14 protein-coding genes and 1 pseudogene are annotated in these 15,675 nt (G+C 68.5%); 8 read left to right on the plus strand and 7 right to left on the minus strand.

What is annotated here, in order from left to right; genetic code table 11:
- On the minus strand, positions 1-219 hold a 219-nt coding region (locus D7V77_RS44745), incomplete at its 3' end, for a hypothetical protein (protein ID WP_233597063.1).
- A gap of 80 nt (positions 220-299) precedes the next feature.
- Here D7V77_RS44745 and D7V77_RS16820 point away from each other — a divergent pair.
- Positions 300-1,190, plus strand: coding sequence for a LysR family transcriptional regulator (locus D7V77_RS16820; protein WP_120577308.1), 891 nt, complete (start codon positions 300-302; stop codon positions 1,188-1,190).
- A gap of 69 nt (positions 1,191-1,259) precedes the next feature.
- Here D7V77_RS16820 and D7V77_RS45950 read toward each other — a convergent pair whose 3' ends face one another.
- The 4 genes and pseudogenes from D7V77_RS45950 to D7V77_RS16840 form a co-directional block, all read right to left on the minus strand.
- A complete protein-coding gene (locus tag D7V77_RS45950) occupies positions 1,260-1,559 on the minus strand; it encodes a putative quinol monooxygenase (protein ID WP_120577334.1) in 300 nt (99 codons plus the stop codon).
- A 12-nt stretch (positions 1,560-1,571) separates the two neighbouring features.
- Positions 1,572-1,898: pseudogene (locus tag D7V77_RS45955) on the minus strand (putative quinol monooxygenase); the annotation flags it as partial.
- 286 nt (positions 1,899-2,184) lie between these two features.
- Entirely contained in the window at positions 2,185-3,441 is a 1,257-nt protein-coding gene (locus tag D7V77_RS16835) for an LVIVD repeat-containing protein (protein ID WP_120577309.1), read from the minus strand.
- 113 nt (positions 3,442-3,554) lie between these two features.
- Entirely contained in the window at positions 3,555-4,364 is an 810-nt protein-coding gene (locus tag D7V77_RS16840) for an oxidoreductase (protein WP_120577310.1), read from the minus strand.
- A gap of 118 nt (positions 4,365-4,482) precedes the next feature.
- On the opposite strand from D7V77_RS16840, the gene D7V77_RS16845 reads away from it, so the two are divergent.
- Positions 4,483-5,370 carry a LysR family transcriptional regulator gene (locus tag D7V77_RS16845; RefSeq protein ID WP_120577311.1) on the plus strand — a complete coding sequence of 296 codons (888 nt, stop codon included), beginning with the start codon at positions 4,483-4,485 and terminating at the stop codon, positions 5,368-5,370.
- A gap of 101 nt (positions 5,371-5,471) precedes the next feature.
- On the opposite strand, the gene D7V77_RS16850 is transcribed toward D7V77_RS16845, so the two are convergent.
- Positions 5,472-7,340, minus strand: a complete 1,869-nt coding sequence (locus tag D7V77_RS16850) for a M23 family metallopeptidase (RefSeq protein WP_120577312.1) — start codon at positions 7,338-7,340, stop codon at positions 5,472-5,474.
- Positions 7,341-7,570: 230 nt separating this feature from the next.
- Between D7V77_RS16850 and D7V77_RS16855 the strand changes: the two genes are divergently transcribed.
- From D7V77_RS16855 to D7V77_RS16865, 3 genes are all read left to right on the plus strand, one after another.
- Positions 7,571-10,120, plus strand: a complete 2,550-nt coding sequence (locus D7V77_RS16855; protein ID WP_147452082.1) for a hypothetical protein — start codon at positions 7,571-7,573, stop codon at positions 10,118-10,120.
- A complete protein-coding gene (locus tag D7V77_RS16860; RefSeq protein WP_120577314.1) occupies positions 10,117-10,953 on the plus strand; it encodes a hypothetical protein in 837 nt (278 codons plus the stop codon). The genes D7V77_RS16855 and D7V77_RS16860 overlap by 4 nt, the downstream gene beginning before the upstream one ends.
- A gap of 135 nt (positions 10,954-11,088) precedes the next feature.
- On the plus strand, positions 11,089-12,024 hold the full coding sequence (locus D7V77_RS16865; protein WP_120577315.1) for a hypothetical protein: 936 nt from the start codon (positions 11,089-11,091) through the stop codon (positions 12,022-12,024).
- An 18-nt stretch (positions 12,025-12,042) separates the two neighbouring features.
- On the opposite strand, the gene D7V77_RS16870 is transcribed toward D7V77_RS16865, so the two are convergent.
- Complete coding sequence (locus D7V77_RS16870; RefSeq protein WP_120577316.1) at positions 12,043-13,440, minus strand: hypothetical protein; 1,398 nt, start codon at positions 13,438-13,440, stop codon at positions 12,043-12,045.
- Between D7V77_RS16870 and D7V77_RS16875 the strand changes: the two genes are divergently transcribed.
- The 3 genes from D7V77_RS16875 to D7V77_RS16885 all read left to right on the plus strand — a co-directional run bounded on the left by D7V77_RS16875 (position 13,430) and on the right by D7V77_RS16885 (position 15,651).
- On the plus strand, positions 13,430-13,612 hold the full coding sequence (locus tag D7V77_RS16875) for a hypothetical protein (RefSeq protein ID WP_126934063.1): 183 nt from the start codon (positions 13,430-13,432) through the stop codon (positions 13,610-13,612). The genes D7V77_RS16870 and D7V77_RS16875 overlap by 11 nt on opposite strands.
- 158 nt (positions 13,613-13,770) lie before the next feature.
- The gene (gene mtgA, locus D7V77_RS16880) at positions 13,771-14,652 is read left to right on the plus strand and encodes a monofunctional biosynthetic peptidoglycan transglycosylase (RefSeq protein ID WP_120577318.1); all 882 of its coding nucleotides are present in this window, start codon (positions 13,771-13,773) and stop codon (positions 14,650-14,652) included.
- A gap of 57 nt (positions 14,653-14,709) precedes the next feature.
- Positions 14,710-15,651 carry a hypothetical protein gene (locus tag D7V77_RS16885; protein ID WP_120577319.1) on the plus strand — a complete coding sequence of 314 codons (942 nt, stop codon included), beginning with the start codon at positions 14,710-14,712 and terminating at the stop codon, positions 15,649-15,651.
- The last annotated feature ends 24 nt before the right edge of the window (positions 15,652-15,675 follow it).

Consider the following 15,675-nt stretch of genomic DNA (forward strand, 5'->3'; position numbering starts at 1 on the left):
GAGGGGGCCCCTTGCGTGGGTGGGTTGCTGGGTGCGGCCCCGCGAGTGGGCGCAACAGCTCCACTGCGTAGCCCAAGCCAATGGGTCAGAGCAGTCCGTCCACACGATGAGCCCACAGCGCTGGCGGTCCTGCATCTGCGCGCCGTCGTGGGCCACCACCGGGTGCGGCTTGGGCGCGGTGCGCTGCAGGTCGTGCAGCCACCGCGGCTGGTGCGCCATCGCCTGCGCATCCTCGCCGTCCAGCCACGGGAAGCCCGCGTGGGTTGCCTGTCCACCGACAACGGGCGAGCCTGCGTCGCATGGAGATGCATCAGGTCCGGTACTTCCTGGCGGTGTCGGAGACACACAGCTTCACGCGTGCCGCGGAGCGCTGCCACGTGTCGCAGCCCACGCTGACCGCCGCCATCAAGAAGCTGGAGGCGGAGCTGGGCGGACTGCTGCTCCTGCGAGACCGGAGTGGCGCGAAGCTCACGCCCCTGGGCCGGTTGGTATTGCCCCGGCTCCAGCGCATCGACGATGAGAGCCGGAGCGTGGCGCTCATCGCGGAGAACCACCGCCGCCTGAAGCAGGTGCCCCTGCGCATCGGGGTGCTGTGCACCATCGGTCCCGCACGTCTGTCAGGCTACCTGGCGGCGTTCCGCGCCGTGGCGCCCGGAGTGGAGGTAGAACTTCAGGTCGGCACGCGCGACAAGGTGCTGCGGCAACTGGAGGAAGCGGAGGTGGACCTCGTCATCACCCACGCCGCGGCGCCCACGCCCGACTGGTGCGTCGTCACCCCAGTCTATGATGAGCGCTACCTGGTCGTGCTTCCCCCCGGACATCGCCTGGCGGCGCAGGACACCGTGCGGCTGGCGGAATTGTCCGACGAGCCCTACATCGACCGGCTCTCCTGCGAGATGCGCGAACAGGTCGGGGCGCTGTGTACGTCTCGAAAGGTGGAGCTGTACGCCAGCTATCGCACCGAACGTGAGGAATGGGTCCAGAGCCTGGTCGCCGCGGGCGTAGGCTTCGCCTTCATGCCCGAGCACTCGCTGATGCCGGGCGCCACCACCGCGCGGCCCCTCGTCGAACCGTCGCTCCAGCGCACCGTGTCCCTGCTGCGCTCGGGGGACCGCACCGCGCCACCGGCCGCGAAGCTCTTCTGGCGCACCCTCCTGGAGCGCGCGGGCCGGCCACGTCCCGGCGCCTGAAAGCAGACGGCGCGAGGCCCACCCCGTGAGGTGCGCCCCGCGCCCGGAACCCGGATGAAGCGGTGACGTTCAGCGCTTCACGGCGAGCACGTCCACCTGCTCGATGACTGGCGGCTTCGCGAGCAGCTCCGGCGCCTGCGCCATCAGCGCCGCGGCCACCTTGCCGCCCAGGTGCGCCTGACGGCCCGCCTCGTCAGAGAACGTGTCCACGATGCCGAACGTGGTCGGCGACAGGCGAATCGCGTACCAGTGCAGAGTGGCCGGCTCGTCGCGCACGATGGGCAGCCCGCCTTCCAGGAACTTCCGCACGTCGCCTTCCTTGCCCGGCTTCGCCTCCAGTATGACGACCAGCGCCTTCGAGTCGGTCACCTCCGGAGTGCCCGGCGCCTTGACGGCGAGCAGCTCCACGGATTGGATGGACGGGGCCGTGGACAGGAGCTCCGGCGCCTGCGCCATCAGCGCCGCGGCCACCTTGCCGCCCAGGTGCGCCTTGCGGCCCACATCGTCGGCGAAGGTGTCGAAGATGCCGAACGAGGTCGGACCGAAGCGCAGCGCGAACCACTGCGCCGTCGCCGGTTCCTCGTGGACCAGGGGCAGGCCCCCCTCCAGGAACTTCTGCACGTCGCCTTCCTTGCCCGGCTTCGCCTCCAGGCGCACCAGCAGGCCCACGTGCACATCCTCTGCCTTCTGCGATTGCGTCGTCGTCATGGACTCACCCGTCGTGCTCTTGGAGGAAGACGCGCAGCCCCATCCCATCAGGGAGGTGGCCAGCGCGAGGAAGGCTATTCGGTACGGATTCAGAAAGGCATACATGGAAGGCTCCAGGGTCCAGGGGGAGTCGGGTGGCGCACAGGTGCGTCAACGCGACGGCGACGTGGACACATATAGACGTCGCTTCCCTCCACCGTGAGAGCCCGGCGCCAATGGATCGATAGTCATCACCTATGCACGCAAGCCCCGGGGGAGGACAGGGTGCGGCCGCGGCTGCCAGCCCTCACAGTTCGTTGAAGACGAGCAGTCCCCGCGACGAGTCCACGACGTACACGTGGCCGTCGCCAGGGACGCGGACGCCGTAGACGCCCTCGAAGAGGCTGTCGCCCCGGGAGGGGTCGCTCTCGCGGAAGGTGTTGTAATGCGCCACCTGCGTGGGCCGCGTGGGATTGGACACGTCCAGCACCCGCAGGCCTTCGTGGTACCAGGCCACGTAGAGCCGGGTGCCGCGCAGGATGAGGTTGTGGATGGACGTGACGGGCCGCATCCGGAACTCGCCCAGCTTCACGATGCGGGCCGGGTCGGTGACGTCGAGCACTCGCAGGTGGGAGCTGTGGAACTCTCCCCCTTCGAAGGCGAGGGTGCGGTTGGCGAAGGTCCCCACCGCGCTGTGGTGCGCGAAGCCGAAATCCGGGCGCGGATACAGGCCCAGGTAGCGCACGTCATCCAGGTCGGTGACCTCCATCACGCCGTAGCCGCCAAAGGCGTTGCTGATGTACAGGCGGTTCTCATACACGAACGCGTCATGCGGCCCCCCGGAGTCGAAGTCCCCGGGGATGGTGATGAGCGCTCGCAGCACGGGAGCCAGCGGCTGGGACACGTCGTAGACGTAGGTGCCGGTGTTGGGGACCATGGCGTAGAGCCGCCCGCCGTCGACGAGCACCGTGTGGGCGCCAAAGGCTCCCGTCGGCAGGCTTCGCACAAAGACAGGCAGCGCGGGACTGGAGAGGTCGTAGACAAGGACGCCCCTGCTGCTGCTGGCCACGTAGAGGGCATTTCCCCAGGCCCAGACGCCATTCCAGAAGTTGTCCCCGGGCAGGCTGATGGAGGCCGTGAGGATGGGATTCTTCGGGTCGCGCACGTCGAAGACGGTGAGGCCTCCCTCGCGGCCCTGGTAGGGCAGTGAGACGACGTAGGCGTGGTCCAGGGTGACATAGACATCCACGGGCTGCCCCTGCGCGACATGACGTTCCGAGAGCAGCGTCAGCCCTCCGGAGGACTCGGGCTCGCCCGCCCAGGTGGCGACGCGGTGGGCCTCGAAGGTGCCATGCTGCGACGCCTTCCCCCGGCGACAGGAGGCGAAGCAGCCCCGGTCCACCCAGTCTCCGTGCTCCTCCAGTTCGGTGTACGTGCCGTCCCAGACAAAAGGGCCGGCGTCCGGAGGCCCCGCGTCGAAGGATGGGCGTGGGGGCGTGTCCTCGCAGCCGGCAAGGAGCTGGAGCACCAGGAGGGTCAACAGCGTTCGGAGAGGGGTTGTCATGGGAGACCTCGCAAGAGAAGGGCACCCACCCAACGTTTCCACCCCGCCCGTTCCCTCAGCTCCCGGGAAACAGACGCCGGGCCTCAGGTCGCTGAGGGCAAGAGGCACAACGCTCAGGTGAAATCCGTGGAGAGCGAGAGGGCGCGGTGGGCCTCCAGCTCGCGGGCCACGAAGGCGTTCTTCTCCTCCAGGGCCTTCACCGTGTCGCTGCCCAGGGCCAGCCGCAGCGGAGGCTGCTCCAGCTTCACCAGCTCCATCATCGCGGTCGCGAGCTTTGCCGGGTCGCCCGGCTGCTGGTGGTTGAGCTCGACCGCGCGAGACCGCATCGCGCCGGACGTCTGCGCGTAGTCGGGGATGATCCGCTCCGCCCGGGTGAGTGACGCCGCGTCCAGGAAGTCGGTGCGGAAGTAGCCGGGCTCCACCACCGTGACGTGGATGCCCAGCGGGGCCAGTTCATCATGGAGCGCCTCGCTCAGGCCCTCCACGGCGAACTTCGTGGAGCAGTACACGCCCCAGCCCGCGGACGAGCGGTAGCCGCCAATGGAGGACAGGTTGATGACGTGTCCGGAGCGCTGCTGCCGCATCACGGGTAGCACCGCGCGGGTGACAGCGAGCAGGCCGAAGACGTTGGTGCGGTAGAGCTTCTCGATTTCGGCGGCGCTCGACTCCTCCACGCCGCCGAGCAGGCCGAAGCCCGCGTTGTTGACGAGCACGTCGATGCGGCCCGCCTCCGCCGCGACGCGCTGGGCCTCGGCCTCGTCGGTGACGTCCAGCTTCGCGACCACCAGCCTCGGGTGGGCCGCCAGGGGAATGCTCTGGGGATTGCGCGCGGTGGCGATGACACGGTCTCCCGCGTCGAGCGCCGCCTGGGCGATGAGGACTCCGAAACCACGGGATGCGCCAGTGATGAGCCAGGTCTTCATGTGCGTGCTCCTCGTCAGGGGTTACGAGCGAAGAGATAGACCTGGACCGTCCATGAGAGAATGCGCACGCAGAGCACAAGACCGTTGAATCCGGCTCAACAGTAGAAAGGCAGCCCCCATGCAGGCCGACGTCCGTGAGCTGACGGTGTTCCTGGAGATCGCCCGGCATCTGAACTTCCGCCGAGCGGCGGGGGCGCTGGGCGTGACGCCGTCCGCGCTGAGCCACAGCCTGCGGGGGCTGGAGGAGAAGCTGGGCCTGCGGCTGGTGCACCGCACCACCCGGAGCGTGGCGCTCACCGCGGCGGGCGAGCGGCTCGCCGAGCGGCTGCGGCCGGCGTTCCGGGACATCGACGACGCGCTCGATGACCTGAACACGTTCCGTGAGGCCCCCGTGGGAAAGCTGCGCATCAGTGCGGCCCGGGTGGCGATCCGGTTGGCCTTGCTGCCGGTGCTGGGCCCGTTCCTGGAGGCGCATCCCGGCATCGAGGTGGAGGTCGTCGACGGCGCCGCGTTCGTGGACATCGTGAAGGAGGGGTTCGACGCGGGCGTGCGCTTCCACGAACGCGTGGCCGCGGACATGGTGGCGATTCCGCTGGGCCCCCGGCTGCGTTCGGCCATCGTCGCCACGCCCGCGTACTTCGCGAAGCATCCTCCGCCGAAGACGCCCGGGGACCTGGCCGCGCATGACTGCATCCAGTTCCGGTTCTCCAATGGCTCACGCTACGCGTGGGAGCTGGAGCGCGACGGCAAGGCCCTGGAGGTGGAGACGCGAGGCTCCCTGGCGCTCAGCGACCAGGTAGAGATCCTCGAAGCCGCGCTCGCGGGACTGGGGCTGGCCTACGTCTTCGAGTCGCAGGTGGAGTCACTGCTCCGGCAGCGACGGCTGGTTCGCGTGCTGGAGGACTGGTGCCCGTCCTACCCTGGCTTCTTCCTCTACTACCCGAGCCGCAGGCACCTGCCCCCCGTGCTCAAGGCCTTCGTGGACTTCGTGCGGGCCCGGAAATGAGCCCGCAGTGGCGGAGGTGATGCCCGCCTCGGCCGCTCCGCCGAACCGCACCTCGAAGGCGCGCAGGTGCGGTCCGTCCACTCAAGGCCGTGCCAGGACGCTCAGGGCTGGACGACGTTGACGCGGGAGGAGCCGAAGGCCTCCTTCTTCCATACGCCGTTGTCCAGGCCGCGCACGTACGGGGTGCCCTGGAACAGGGTGAGGTCATAAGCGCGGATGCCGCCCGGGTGCTCGGCCCACGTGCTGCCGCTCGTGGAGAACCAGAGGCCGTCATTGGCCCCGATGCCCCACAGCTTGCCAGTGTCGCCGTCCACCGCCAGCCGCTTCAGCGTCGTGGTGGCGGGCAACTGCACGAACGAGGAGCCGTTGTGCTTCCAGACGCGGTCATCCATGCCAATGATGTAGGGGATGCCCTGCGCGACCGCGATGTCCTTGCCCGTCGAAGAGGTCGGAGTCTGCGCGCTCCACACGAGGGTAGCGGGGTTGAAGGAGTAGACCTTGTCGTCCAGTCCAATGACCCAGACCTTGCCGGTGGACTCATCCACCGTGAGGCGCTTGGCCGTCTGCGACGTCTGGACCCACCCCGCGCTGGTGCCCCGGTAGACGGAATCGTTCATCCCAATCACATACGGAATCGTGGCGGTGACGGCGATGGCCTTCGCGGTGCCGCCCGGGTTCACGTCCAGGTAGACGCCGGTGTTGTAGGGGACACTCAGGCGGTCGTGGGTGGTGAGGACCGCGCCCGTGCTGCCCACGGTCCACAGCTGGCCATTGGAGCCCAGCGCGAAGTCGTTGACCACGGAGTTGTTCAGCACCACCGGCGCGCTCGCCGCGGGCCAGAGGAGCGAGTTGATGTGATTGGGCGCCGCTCCGCTGGGAATGCCCACGCCGTTCATCGGGGACCAGGGCGCGAGCTGCTCCAACCCGAACCAGGGGGTCAGCACCGCCTGGTCGATGGCGTACGCGCTGTTGAGCGGGACGGGGCGCAGCGGGCCTCCGCACTGGGGGGACCACAGCGTCGACGACGCGTCCGACTTGATCGCCCCGATGTGGAGGTGCGGCTTCGAGGAGCTGCCCGAGTTGCCCAGCAGGCCCAGGAAGTCGCCCTCATGGACCACCGCGCCCACGGTGAGCAGGCTGGGGTTGAGCGTGCCGGCCTGCATGTGGGCGTACCCGACCAGATACGTGCCGTTGTCGATGGTGAAGCTGTTGCCGCCGCCGTGCGACGCCGGGTTGACGGAGCCCACCGGGAAGTTGGTCGCGTCGGTGTTGACGAAGTCCGTCACCGTGCCCCCGGTGACCGCGTAGATGGGCTTGCCCCACTGCCGGTAGTGCTCGTTCTGCGAACCGTCGGTGCCCGGAAGCACGTCGGACCAGCCGGAGCCCGTCCAACCATAGACACCCACGTCATAAGCGAAGAGCTGGCAGCCCTGGACGCTCGCGCCGTGCACCGCGCCCATGCCCTGCCAGTATTCGTGGGGGCGCAGGTCGCCCACACGGCCCCAGAATCGGTTGCTGCCGGACGGCGTGGGCGCCTGGTAGGCGGCGAGCGTGAACGTCTCCGTCACCGGGGTCGCATAGCCCGTGAAGAAGAGCCGCATGCGGATGCTGTTCGGCGCCGGGTTCGGCAGGATGATGTTCTGGGCGGCGCTGAACGACCAGTTGCGGACCGCGTTCGCGGGCACGACGAGGCTGGTGGACATGCCCGTCAGCACCGTCGTGCCGGGAAAGTCGATCAGGATCTGGGTCAACGTGACAGACGTCGCCTCGTTGTTGCGCAACGCCAGCGCGAGCGACACCTGGTGGCTGGGGCCCGACCCGCCGAGGGAAGGGGACGCCATGGTGAGATAGCGGATGGCGCCTCCCTCCATGGGTTCGTAATAGGTCGTGACAGCCGGTGCCTGGGCGAGCGCGAGCTGTCCCCACAAAAGACTGGGCAACAACAGCAGCAGGGTGCGGAGCTTCATCATGGGTGCGGGGGTCCTTGGGTTGGAGCAGGCCCTCCCCAAAGCAACACGCGTGCCAAGGCACGCTCCCTCCGGAAGCGTCCTCGTTCGGGGCTCGGGGCAGGCGGGGGGCGGCAAGGCCCGCAGGCAAGTCCTGCACGACCACGGCAATCCTTGCCGTCGTCCTCACTGCCTCCCGGGGAGGAGCCCCACGGCATGCGCGGTGCATTCCGGGTGCTCGACCCGGAGGCATCATGCAACGCGTTCCACTCTTGTTGGCCCTCGCCAGCCTCATCCCCACGGGGGCCCTGGCGGCGCCTCACGTCACGAAGCTTCTCCCCCAGGACGCGGGGGTCCACTGCAGCCCCGCGACTCCGTGCACCCAGCCCACGGCGGACGGCATGGTTTCCGCCCTGGAGTACGCCGACGGCAAGAAGTTCCCGCTGCAGGACTACGTGAACGGGGGGCCCAACGGAGACCTGTTCCTCTCCGTCTCCGACAACGCCAGCTACACCGCGGACGAGTGCAACGTGGGGAAGCCCCAGAATCCCTGCCACGTGCAATCCCTGTTCATCGGCATGCGCCTGCCCAAGCCCAGGAATGCCAGCGGGAACTTCGTGGGCCTGGAGGGCACCGTCAGCGTCTGGCTCGATGCGAAGCGCGGCGAAACCCTCCAGCTGGCCTCCGGCGCGCACGTGCCTCGTGACGAGGACCGGCGCATCACGTTGAGCTACTCCACCGTCAAGGGCTTCGCGACCACCGTCCAGAGCAAGGGCAACCTCGGCGGCACGGATGGCTGGAGCGCGCTCTCGACCCCCACCGAGGCCTGGGCCACCTCCGTGGTGGTGTCGAGCCCGTCCTCGGACCCGGCCCACGTCCACATCGAGTTCGAGATCAAGCTGGCGCCGGGCCTCCCCGTCGGAGGCGCGAGCGAGCCGCTCCTGGCCACGGTGCGCAAGCTGGGACTCGGCATCGAACACATTCCCGTTCCGACGACCTCCGCGCAGACTGTGGGTGGCGGCCGGTTCCCCAACCGCGCGGGCCTGTCGTCCGGCGGCACCCTGACGGGCAACTGGGAAACGCTCGAGTTCGCGAGCCCGACACCGATTCCGCTCAGCTTCACCATGTGGAACGTGGGGCAGATGCCGGACGTGACCGCCTGGGTCGAGGATGGCGGCTCGGGCGAAATCGATACCGTCGCCCAGCGGATCTTCCGCAAGGAGGTTGCCTGCATCTCCGAGATCTGGATGGCGCATGAGCGCGGCGAGCTCATCGAGAAGGTCAACGCGCTGCGCGCAGGCGCGCTGCTGCCGCCCATGCAGGCCGTCACCGAGCTGAATGACAACATCCTCCAGCCGTCCCTGTTCAGCACGGGACTGGTGTTGCTGTCCTCGCGGCAGATCCTCGAGGGTGGGGTGCACCACTTCCCCTTCGGTATGTGCACCGGCAGCGACTGCGCCCAGGCCAAGGGCGTGCTCTGGGCGCGCGTCGCCACGCCCGCCGCGACCGCCCCTGTCTTCGTCGATGAACACGACACCCCCACGCTCGCCAAGGGGACCGACTACGCCGAGTTCGTCGACGTGTTCTGCACCCACGTCAACGCGGGAGAAAACACGGCGGGGCCCGATACCACCGCGCGCGAGAACCAGTTCTCCAACATCAAGGCCTACGTCCAGCAGGTGCGCCAGGGCGGACCCCTGACCGACACGGTCTTTCCCTTTGACGTCCATGACGCCTTTCCCCAGGGCACCTGGCCGAGCGGCCTGGACCGCCCCGCCTTCCTGCTGGGGGACCTGAACACCGTGGGGCCCAAGGGCGTGCAGACCAACGTCGCCTTCGACCAGTACGCCGACATGGTGGGCCCTGGCCTCCTGGACATCAGCACGCTGAGCGCGTTCGACATGGCCAACACCCAGTTCTCCGAGATGCGGGACCTGGCCCGGGTGGTCTCCGGTCCGAACTCGATGGCGGGCGGGACGTGGCTGTCCAGCGTCTGCACCGACAACGTGGTGAACGAGCTGGATGCCAAGAAGCGCCTCGACTACGTCCTGGTGTTCCCGGCCCAGGACACCTTGGACTTCCCCGCGTTCGCGTTGCTCAACGGCACCACGGCGAGCGTCAACCCCCACTTCGATCCCACCTCCGGCAGCGAGGACTCCGAGGGGAACCTCGTCCAGCAATGCCTGTCGGATCACGCCATGGTGGATGTCACCGTGCAGCTGGCGCGGGTGAAGGACGTCGTGAAGTACAACCCGATGAAGAAACACCGGGTCGAGTACGCCGTGAAGCAGGTCACCGACCTGGAGACAGCGAGCGGCTGCTGCGCGGACTGGTTCTCGCCGCGCGTGCTGATGATCGCCAATGGCTTCACGAAGCTGAACACCTTCCTGAACATCAACGAGGGCCAGACCATCTACCCGAACTGGCGAGTGCACACGGGCGCCGACAGCCTCCTCCCGGACCTGCCGGTCGGTTTCTCGGGGGCGGTGAACATGACGTCGGCCATCTGGGAGTCGGACTCCGGCCCGAACGACCACTACGACTCCACGCCTGAGAGCAGCGCCATCCTGGAGGCGGACGACAAGGACGCGCACCTCACCTTCTTCGCGAACAGCGGCGTGCTCCGCCGGGTGAAGGGCGAGTTGACGGCCATTGACTGGCTCGCCGGGGTGGAACTCCTGGGGAGCTTCATGGACGGCTACGAGAACGGCATCACCGTGGAGACCGAAGGACACGACACGGCCACGGGCGACAACGCCCGCGTGCGGCACTACTTCAACGTGAAGGAAATGGAATCGCCATGAGCACGATGAACCTGAAGTGCGCGGTGCTTGCACTGGTGCTGGGGGGCACGGCCCAGGCGGTCGAACCCATGGTGCCCTACGACAACTTCAACCCGATGAAGTCCAACCCTCCACGCGCGACGAAGATCCGCGGCATCGACCCGGCCCGGTGGGTGGATGAGCAGACCGGAACGCGGCTGGACTCCCTCCGGGAGCTGGCCTTCACCCGCCTGCGGTTGATGAGCCGTTCGGACACGGGGACGGGCCGCTACGGCCTGCGCTTCTCCCAGTCCTCCGCGGTGACGGCCATCGCGGCGAAGGTGCGCTTGAACAATGCCAGGAGCACCGGGTGCACGGCCCCGGCGGGAGCTCCGGCGGCCCAGAGCACCGCCGAGCTCACGGGCCACTTCTTCAACACCCGGGGCGCGGTGGGAAGGAGCCTGCAGGACGACGTCACCGCTTCCATCCGCATGGTCTCCCGGTCCACGGACCCCGTCGGCTCCCAGGCGCTGCGGGTGGAGGCGCTTGTCGAGCGGTGCACGGACGCCTCGTGCTCGACCCGCGCGCAGCTCTTCACGGCGGACCTGGGCCTGGTCCACCAGGGCGAGCAGGCGGCGCTGCGGCTCCAGTGGGACGTGGCGAATCACCGCTTCGTGTTCCAGCGCGACTCGCAACCCGAGGTGTACGGGGCCTACACCGTGACGGACACGCACGCGCCCGGCAGCTCGAGCAAGGCCCTGGTGGTGACCCATGACCTGCCCACCTGCGCCAGCGGCACACCTGCGCCCCTGGGGTATGCGAACGCGTACTTCCACGACGTGTTCGTGAACGAGTCCGCGGCGCCCGCTCCCTGACGGCCCTGCGATGGAAACCATCGCGATTGGATGTTTGTCGTTGGTCAACGCAAGGCGAGTCATGGGCTTGCATTGCGTGGGTCACGACAGCCACAGTCGGCATGACGCTTCCCCTGTCTGTTGATGGAGCCCCCCATGCCCAGCAAACTGCGGTCGACTTCCTTCTCCAGCCGGAGTCCCAGTCCCAGTGGCTCCGGGGGCAGTGTGACGCCGACGCGCAGTCCGTCGCCTCCGCCCCAGACGCAGACCTCTGCTTCCTCCTCGACGAAGCGCCCCCGGGATGATGCGGATACGTTCGACGCGGGCACGTCGAAGCGGCCCAGGCGGGCCGCGGCCACGGGCGAAACGCCCCCCACGGCCGCTGAGTTGTACAAGCAACAGAACGCGGTGGGCCTGCAGGACACCCACTCCGCCCGCACCGGCGACATGTCGTCCCTGCGCACCACGCAGGACACACCGCAAGACGGACTCAACCTGCTGTCCCACGTCGGCAGTCAGGCGAAGGACAAGAAGGGCCTCTTCTACGAAGGCCCCGTGGAGCGGCGAGGGCTCGGGCCCCAGCAGGTCCTCACCGCGGTGCCGGACCGCGACAAGGGCGAGCACACCAATGTCTTCAAGGGCATGACCGGGGGCGAGCCCAGCTCCACGAAGTACCAGCAGGGGCTTGGCACCGCCGACAGGGACACCCCCTACGAAATCCTCCACGGCATGGGCCATGGCGAAGGCGGCAAGAAGACGCAGTCGGCGCAGAACCTGGCCTCGGCCTCCCACGGCGCCAACACGGCGATGATTCCCGCGGACAAGGCCATTTCCGGCAACCCGGACATCCTCGTGGACACGCGCTTCAACGTCCGTCCCGGCACCCACCGCGCCGAGTCCGTGGACCAGACCTTCTTCCACAAGGACCGCCCCACGGAGCCCATCTTCCAGCAGCGCATCGACGGCGACATGCCCAAGGTCACCACGAGCCAGTACAAACAACTCCAGAAGGACGCGGAGTTCCTCAAGGACCGCGAGCGCCTCTCCGCCGCCGTCGACCTGCTGAACTTCCACGACGGCGGCAAGGGCTGAGCCTTCACGTCCGCGACGTCAGCCCTCGGAGAGGGTGAGCGACCCCGGCAGCTGTCCTCCGCCGTTGTTGAGCTGGAAGACGCTGAGCTTGGATACGCGTTCCGCCACCACGTCGGGGACATTGTTCGTCTCCGGCGTCAGCAGCAGGGCCATGGCCTCTTCAGGGGTGGCCGCATTGGCGACGTCCACCACCCAGCTCTCCGGCGTGTTGCCCGCGTATCCGGGCTGGCCCTGCTCGATGGCCGTCAGCCAGTCCTTCGCGAGCTGCTGGACCTGCTGTGCCTCCGCGTGGGTGAAGGACACGGAGGCCGTGGTGCCAGTCCCCGTCGTGTTCGGGTAGACGTCCTGGAGCCCGTTCGCGGTGCCGGAGGCCAGGTCCGGAAGGGTGGCCGCATAGGTGTACGTGGACGGGTCCTCGGGATCCTTCCATTCGCCACTGACCGAGAAGCTGACGGGGCCCTTGGTGCCTGTGTACTGGAACTCCGTCGGGCCACCCGCGTCGTAGGTCGTGGCGACGTACACGTTGCTGTCGATCACGGCCGCGCCCAGGTCGATGGCGAAGGTGACCTCCCGCGTGAGTGTGTCGGAGGCAATCTGCACCGTCGCCGCGTTCGACGTGCCGTTCGCCGGGTCGTTCTTCGGCAGCTCGCCCGTGGCGAGGAATTGGTTGTAGGCCGCCTGTCCCGCCGGCGTGGAGATGTCGAAGTCCACCTGCCGCGAGCTCAACTGCCCCTCCACGCGCCGCGTGTCCGTCGCACCGAACGCGATATCGAACACGCCCAGCTTTCCCTCGAGGGTGCGCGACACCGCCTCCGTGGGGCCGGCGGTGACCCGGACGGTCTTGTCGTCCAGCCGGGTGACGGCGAGGGACATGCCGCTGGCCTTCTCCGTGCTCATCCCCCCGATGGCGCCGAAGATGCCGGAGATGTTCTTGAACACCACCTCCATCCCCGTGCCCACGAAGGACTCGCCGTTGAGCGTCACGGTGGCGCCCACCGGCAGGTTCTGGGGCAGAGACGGGTTGAGCTGCTGGGCGGCCTGTTCGGGCGAGGTGATGCCCGCCGCGGCCGCGGTCGGCAGCGTCACCTGGTAGCTGCCTCGCACGCCCGCCTGGGCGGTGCCGGTGACGGTGACGTTCGGCGTGTCCGCCTGGAGCTCTCCCTTCACGCCGACCTCGGCCTCCACGCTGAAGGTCGTCATCTCCGCGTCCCGGCTGAAGCTCGCCCCCAGCTCGGTGTAACCGGCCACCTTCATGGAGAAGATGCCCGCATCCACCTTCACCCCCGCCTCGAGGCTCGCGCTCCCGGAGATGCCATTGGGGCCCAGCATCACCGAGCCACTGGCGGCAAAGTCCTTGGAGGCCGTCGGCTTCGCGAGAATCGGCGTGTCGGTGGGGGAGGGCGCGGTGTCCGGCACGTTCAGCGGGTTGCGCTTCGAAGCCCCCGGCGTGCTCCCGCTGAAGGTGTCGGTGGACGCGCTTCCCCAGGACGACGTGCCGCTCGACGGCCGAGGCGGACCTGCTGGCGCCTGTTGCGGTGCGCTCACGGCTCCGCTGCTGGACGGCTTCACGGTGTTGATGAACGGCTGAAAGCTCCGAATCGGCCACTGCATGTGGACTTCCCCCTCTGCGACAGTCAGAGGGGTTGTCGCGCGAACCGCCGCAGCGGACGAATTAAGCCGGGTTAAATCCGTGTCCGGCCGCGTTCTGGACAGCAGGGGCGGGTCGGGGCAGATGTAGGTATACAGATGACATCCCGTCCGCCCCCTGCGCGCCCCTCCACCGTCCGGATGCAGAAGACGAAGCAGCCCTCCTCTGGAGCCCGGCGTCCCGCGGGGAAGCCCTCTGGAGGCCCGGCCTGGCGTCGCTGGGCGCTCGGCGGGTGGCTGATGCTGGCCCTCTGGTTCGGCGTGGAGGCCGCGCGGCTGCCCGACGTGGGCGCCCTGCGGACGCAGAACCCGCGCACCACCGCGCTCATGGCGCAGCGAGCCGACGAGGCGCTGGAGGCGGGCACGAAGCCTCGCGTGCGCCAGGCCTGGGTGCCGCTCGGCGCGGTGGCCCCGCACGCCGTGGACGCCGTGTTGTGCTCCGAGGACGCGCGCTTCTACCGGCACGAAGGCGTGGACTGGACCGAGGTGGAGAACGCCTTCGAGCAGTCGGTGCGCGAGGCACGTCTGGGGCGCGGCGCCTCCACCCTCACGCAGCAGCTGGCGAAGAACCTCTACCTCTCCACGGACCGCAGCCTGCTGCGCAAGGGGAAGGAGCTGCTGCTCGCGCGCCAGTTGGAGTCACACCTGTCCAAGCAGCGCATCCTCGCGCTGTACCTGAACGTCGTGGAGTGGGGAGAGGGCGTCTACGGAATCGAGGCGGCGGCGCGCGAGCACTTCGGCGTCTCGGCGCGGTCGCTCAGCGTGGCGCAGGGCGCGATGCTCGCGGCCATGCTGCCCGCCCCGCGTCGCTGGCTGCCGGCGCAGCGGCCCGAGACCCTGCGCACCCGTGCTGGCGTCATCATCGGGAGGCTGGAGCGCGAAGGGCGCATCAGCGCGGCGCAAGCCCGCGAGGCCCAGGCCGAGCTCTCGCGCTTCTTCGGTGTGCCGCCCGCGCCCGGCCTGGTGGCGGACGCCAGCTGAAGAACTTTTCGCGGAGCCGTGCGTGGAAGGTGCCACGTCCTTCTCTTCGAGGTTCTCGTGCGTGCCCTCCGTCCGCTGTTCTGCTGCATTGCCTTCGTCCTGTCCGCCACTCCCGCCCTCGCGCAGTACAACCAGGTGGCGGGTGAGAACGCTCCCATGGAGAGCGTTCGCCGGGTGGTGACGCGCAATGACGGTTCCCAGGAGCTGCGCGAAACGGTGCGCCCCGCGGCCCGTGACGGCTTTGGCAACGCGAAGGGCAACCAGAACGACCTCGCGGTGGACGGCGCCTTCGAAGGTCAGACGGTGGCGGTGCTCCAGTTCTACACGCAGGACTTCGACTTCTCGCTGCCGAAGGCCGCGCTGAAGGAGAAGGGCTTCTCCGTGTACCGCTGGGTCAACAGCGCGCCGGACCCCAAGGAGCTGCGCAAGGCGCTCCAGAAGGCGTGTCAGTTGTGGATCATCTCGGACGAGACGCAGCACCTGACGCCCGAGCACGTGAAGGTCATCAAGGAGTTCTTCGACGCGGGGCACGGCGTGTACATCTGGGGCGACAACTCGCCCTACTACGCGGACGCCAACGTGGTGGGCCAGGCGCTGCTGGGCACGGTCATGGTGGGCAACATCATCGGCGACCAGACGGTCGGCCTGCGCAAGGACGGGGAGGGCCCGGGGCTGCTGCGCCGGCACCTGCTCACCACCGGCCTGGAGTACCTCTACGAGGGCATCACCATCGCCACCATCCAGCCGAGCGAGCAGCTCACGCCGCTGCTCCATGGCTCCGCGGGCAACCTGGTGGCGGCCTTTCATGACAAGGGCGGCAAGCGGGCCATCTTCGACGGTGGCTTCACGCGCCTCTACAACAAGTGGGACACGGCGGGCACCGCGCGCTACGTGAAGAACGCGGCGGCCTGGCTGACCAACGTGGAGCGCTTCGGCAACGCCGTGGTGCGCGCGGACCTGCGCAACACCCAGGAGCAGAAGCCCGCGCCGAAGCAGTGACCCGGACTTGCTCCATACTGGAGC

The organism is Corallococcus sp. CA041A, from assembly GCF_003612075.1.
Taxonomy (GTDB): domain Bacteria; phylum Myxococcota; class Myxococcia; order Myxococcales; family Myxococcaceae; genus Corallococcus; species Corallococcus exiguus.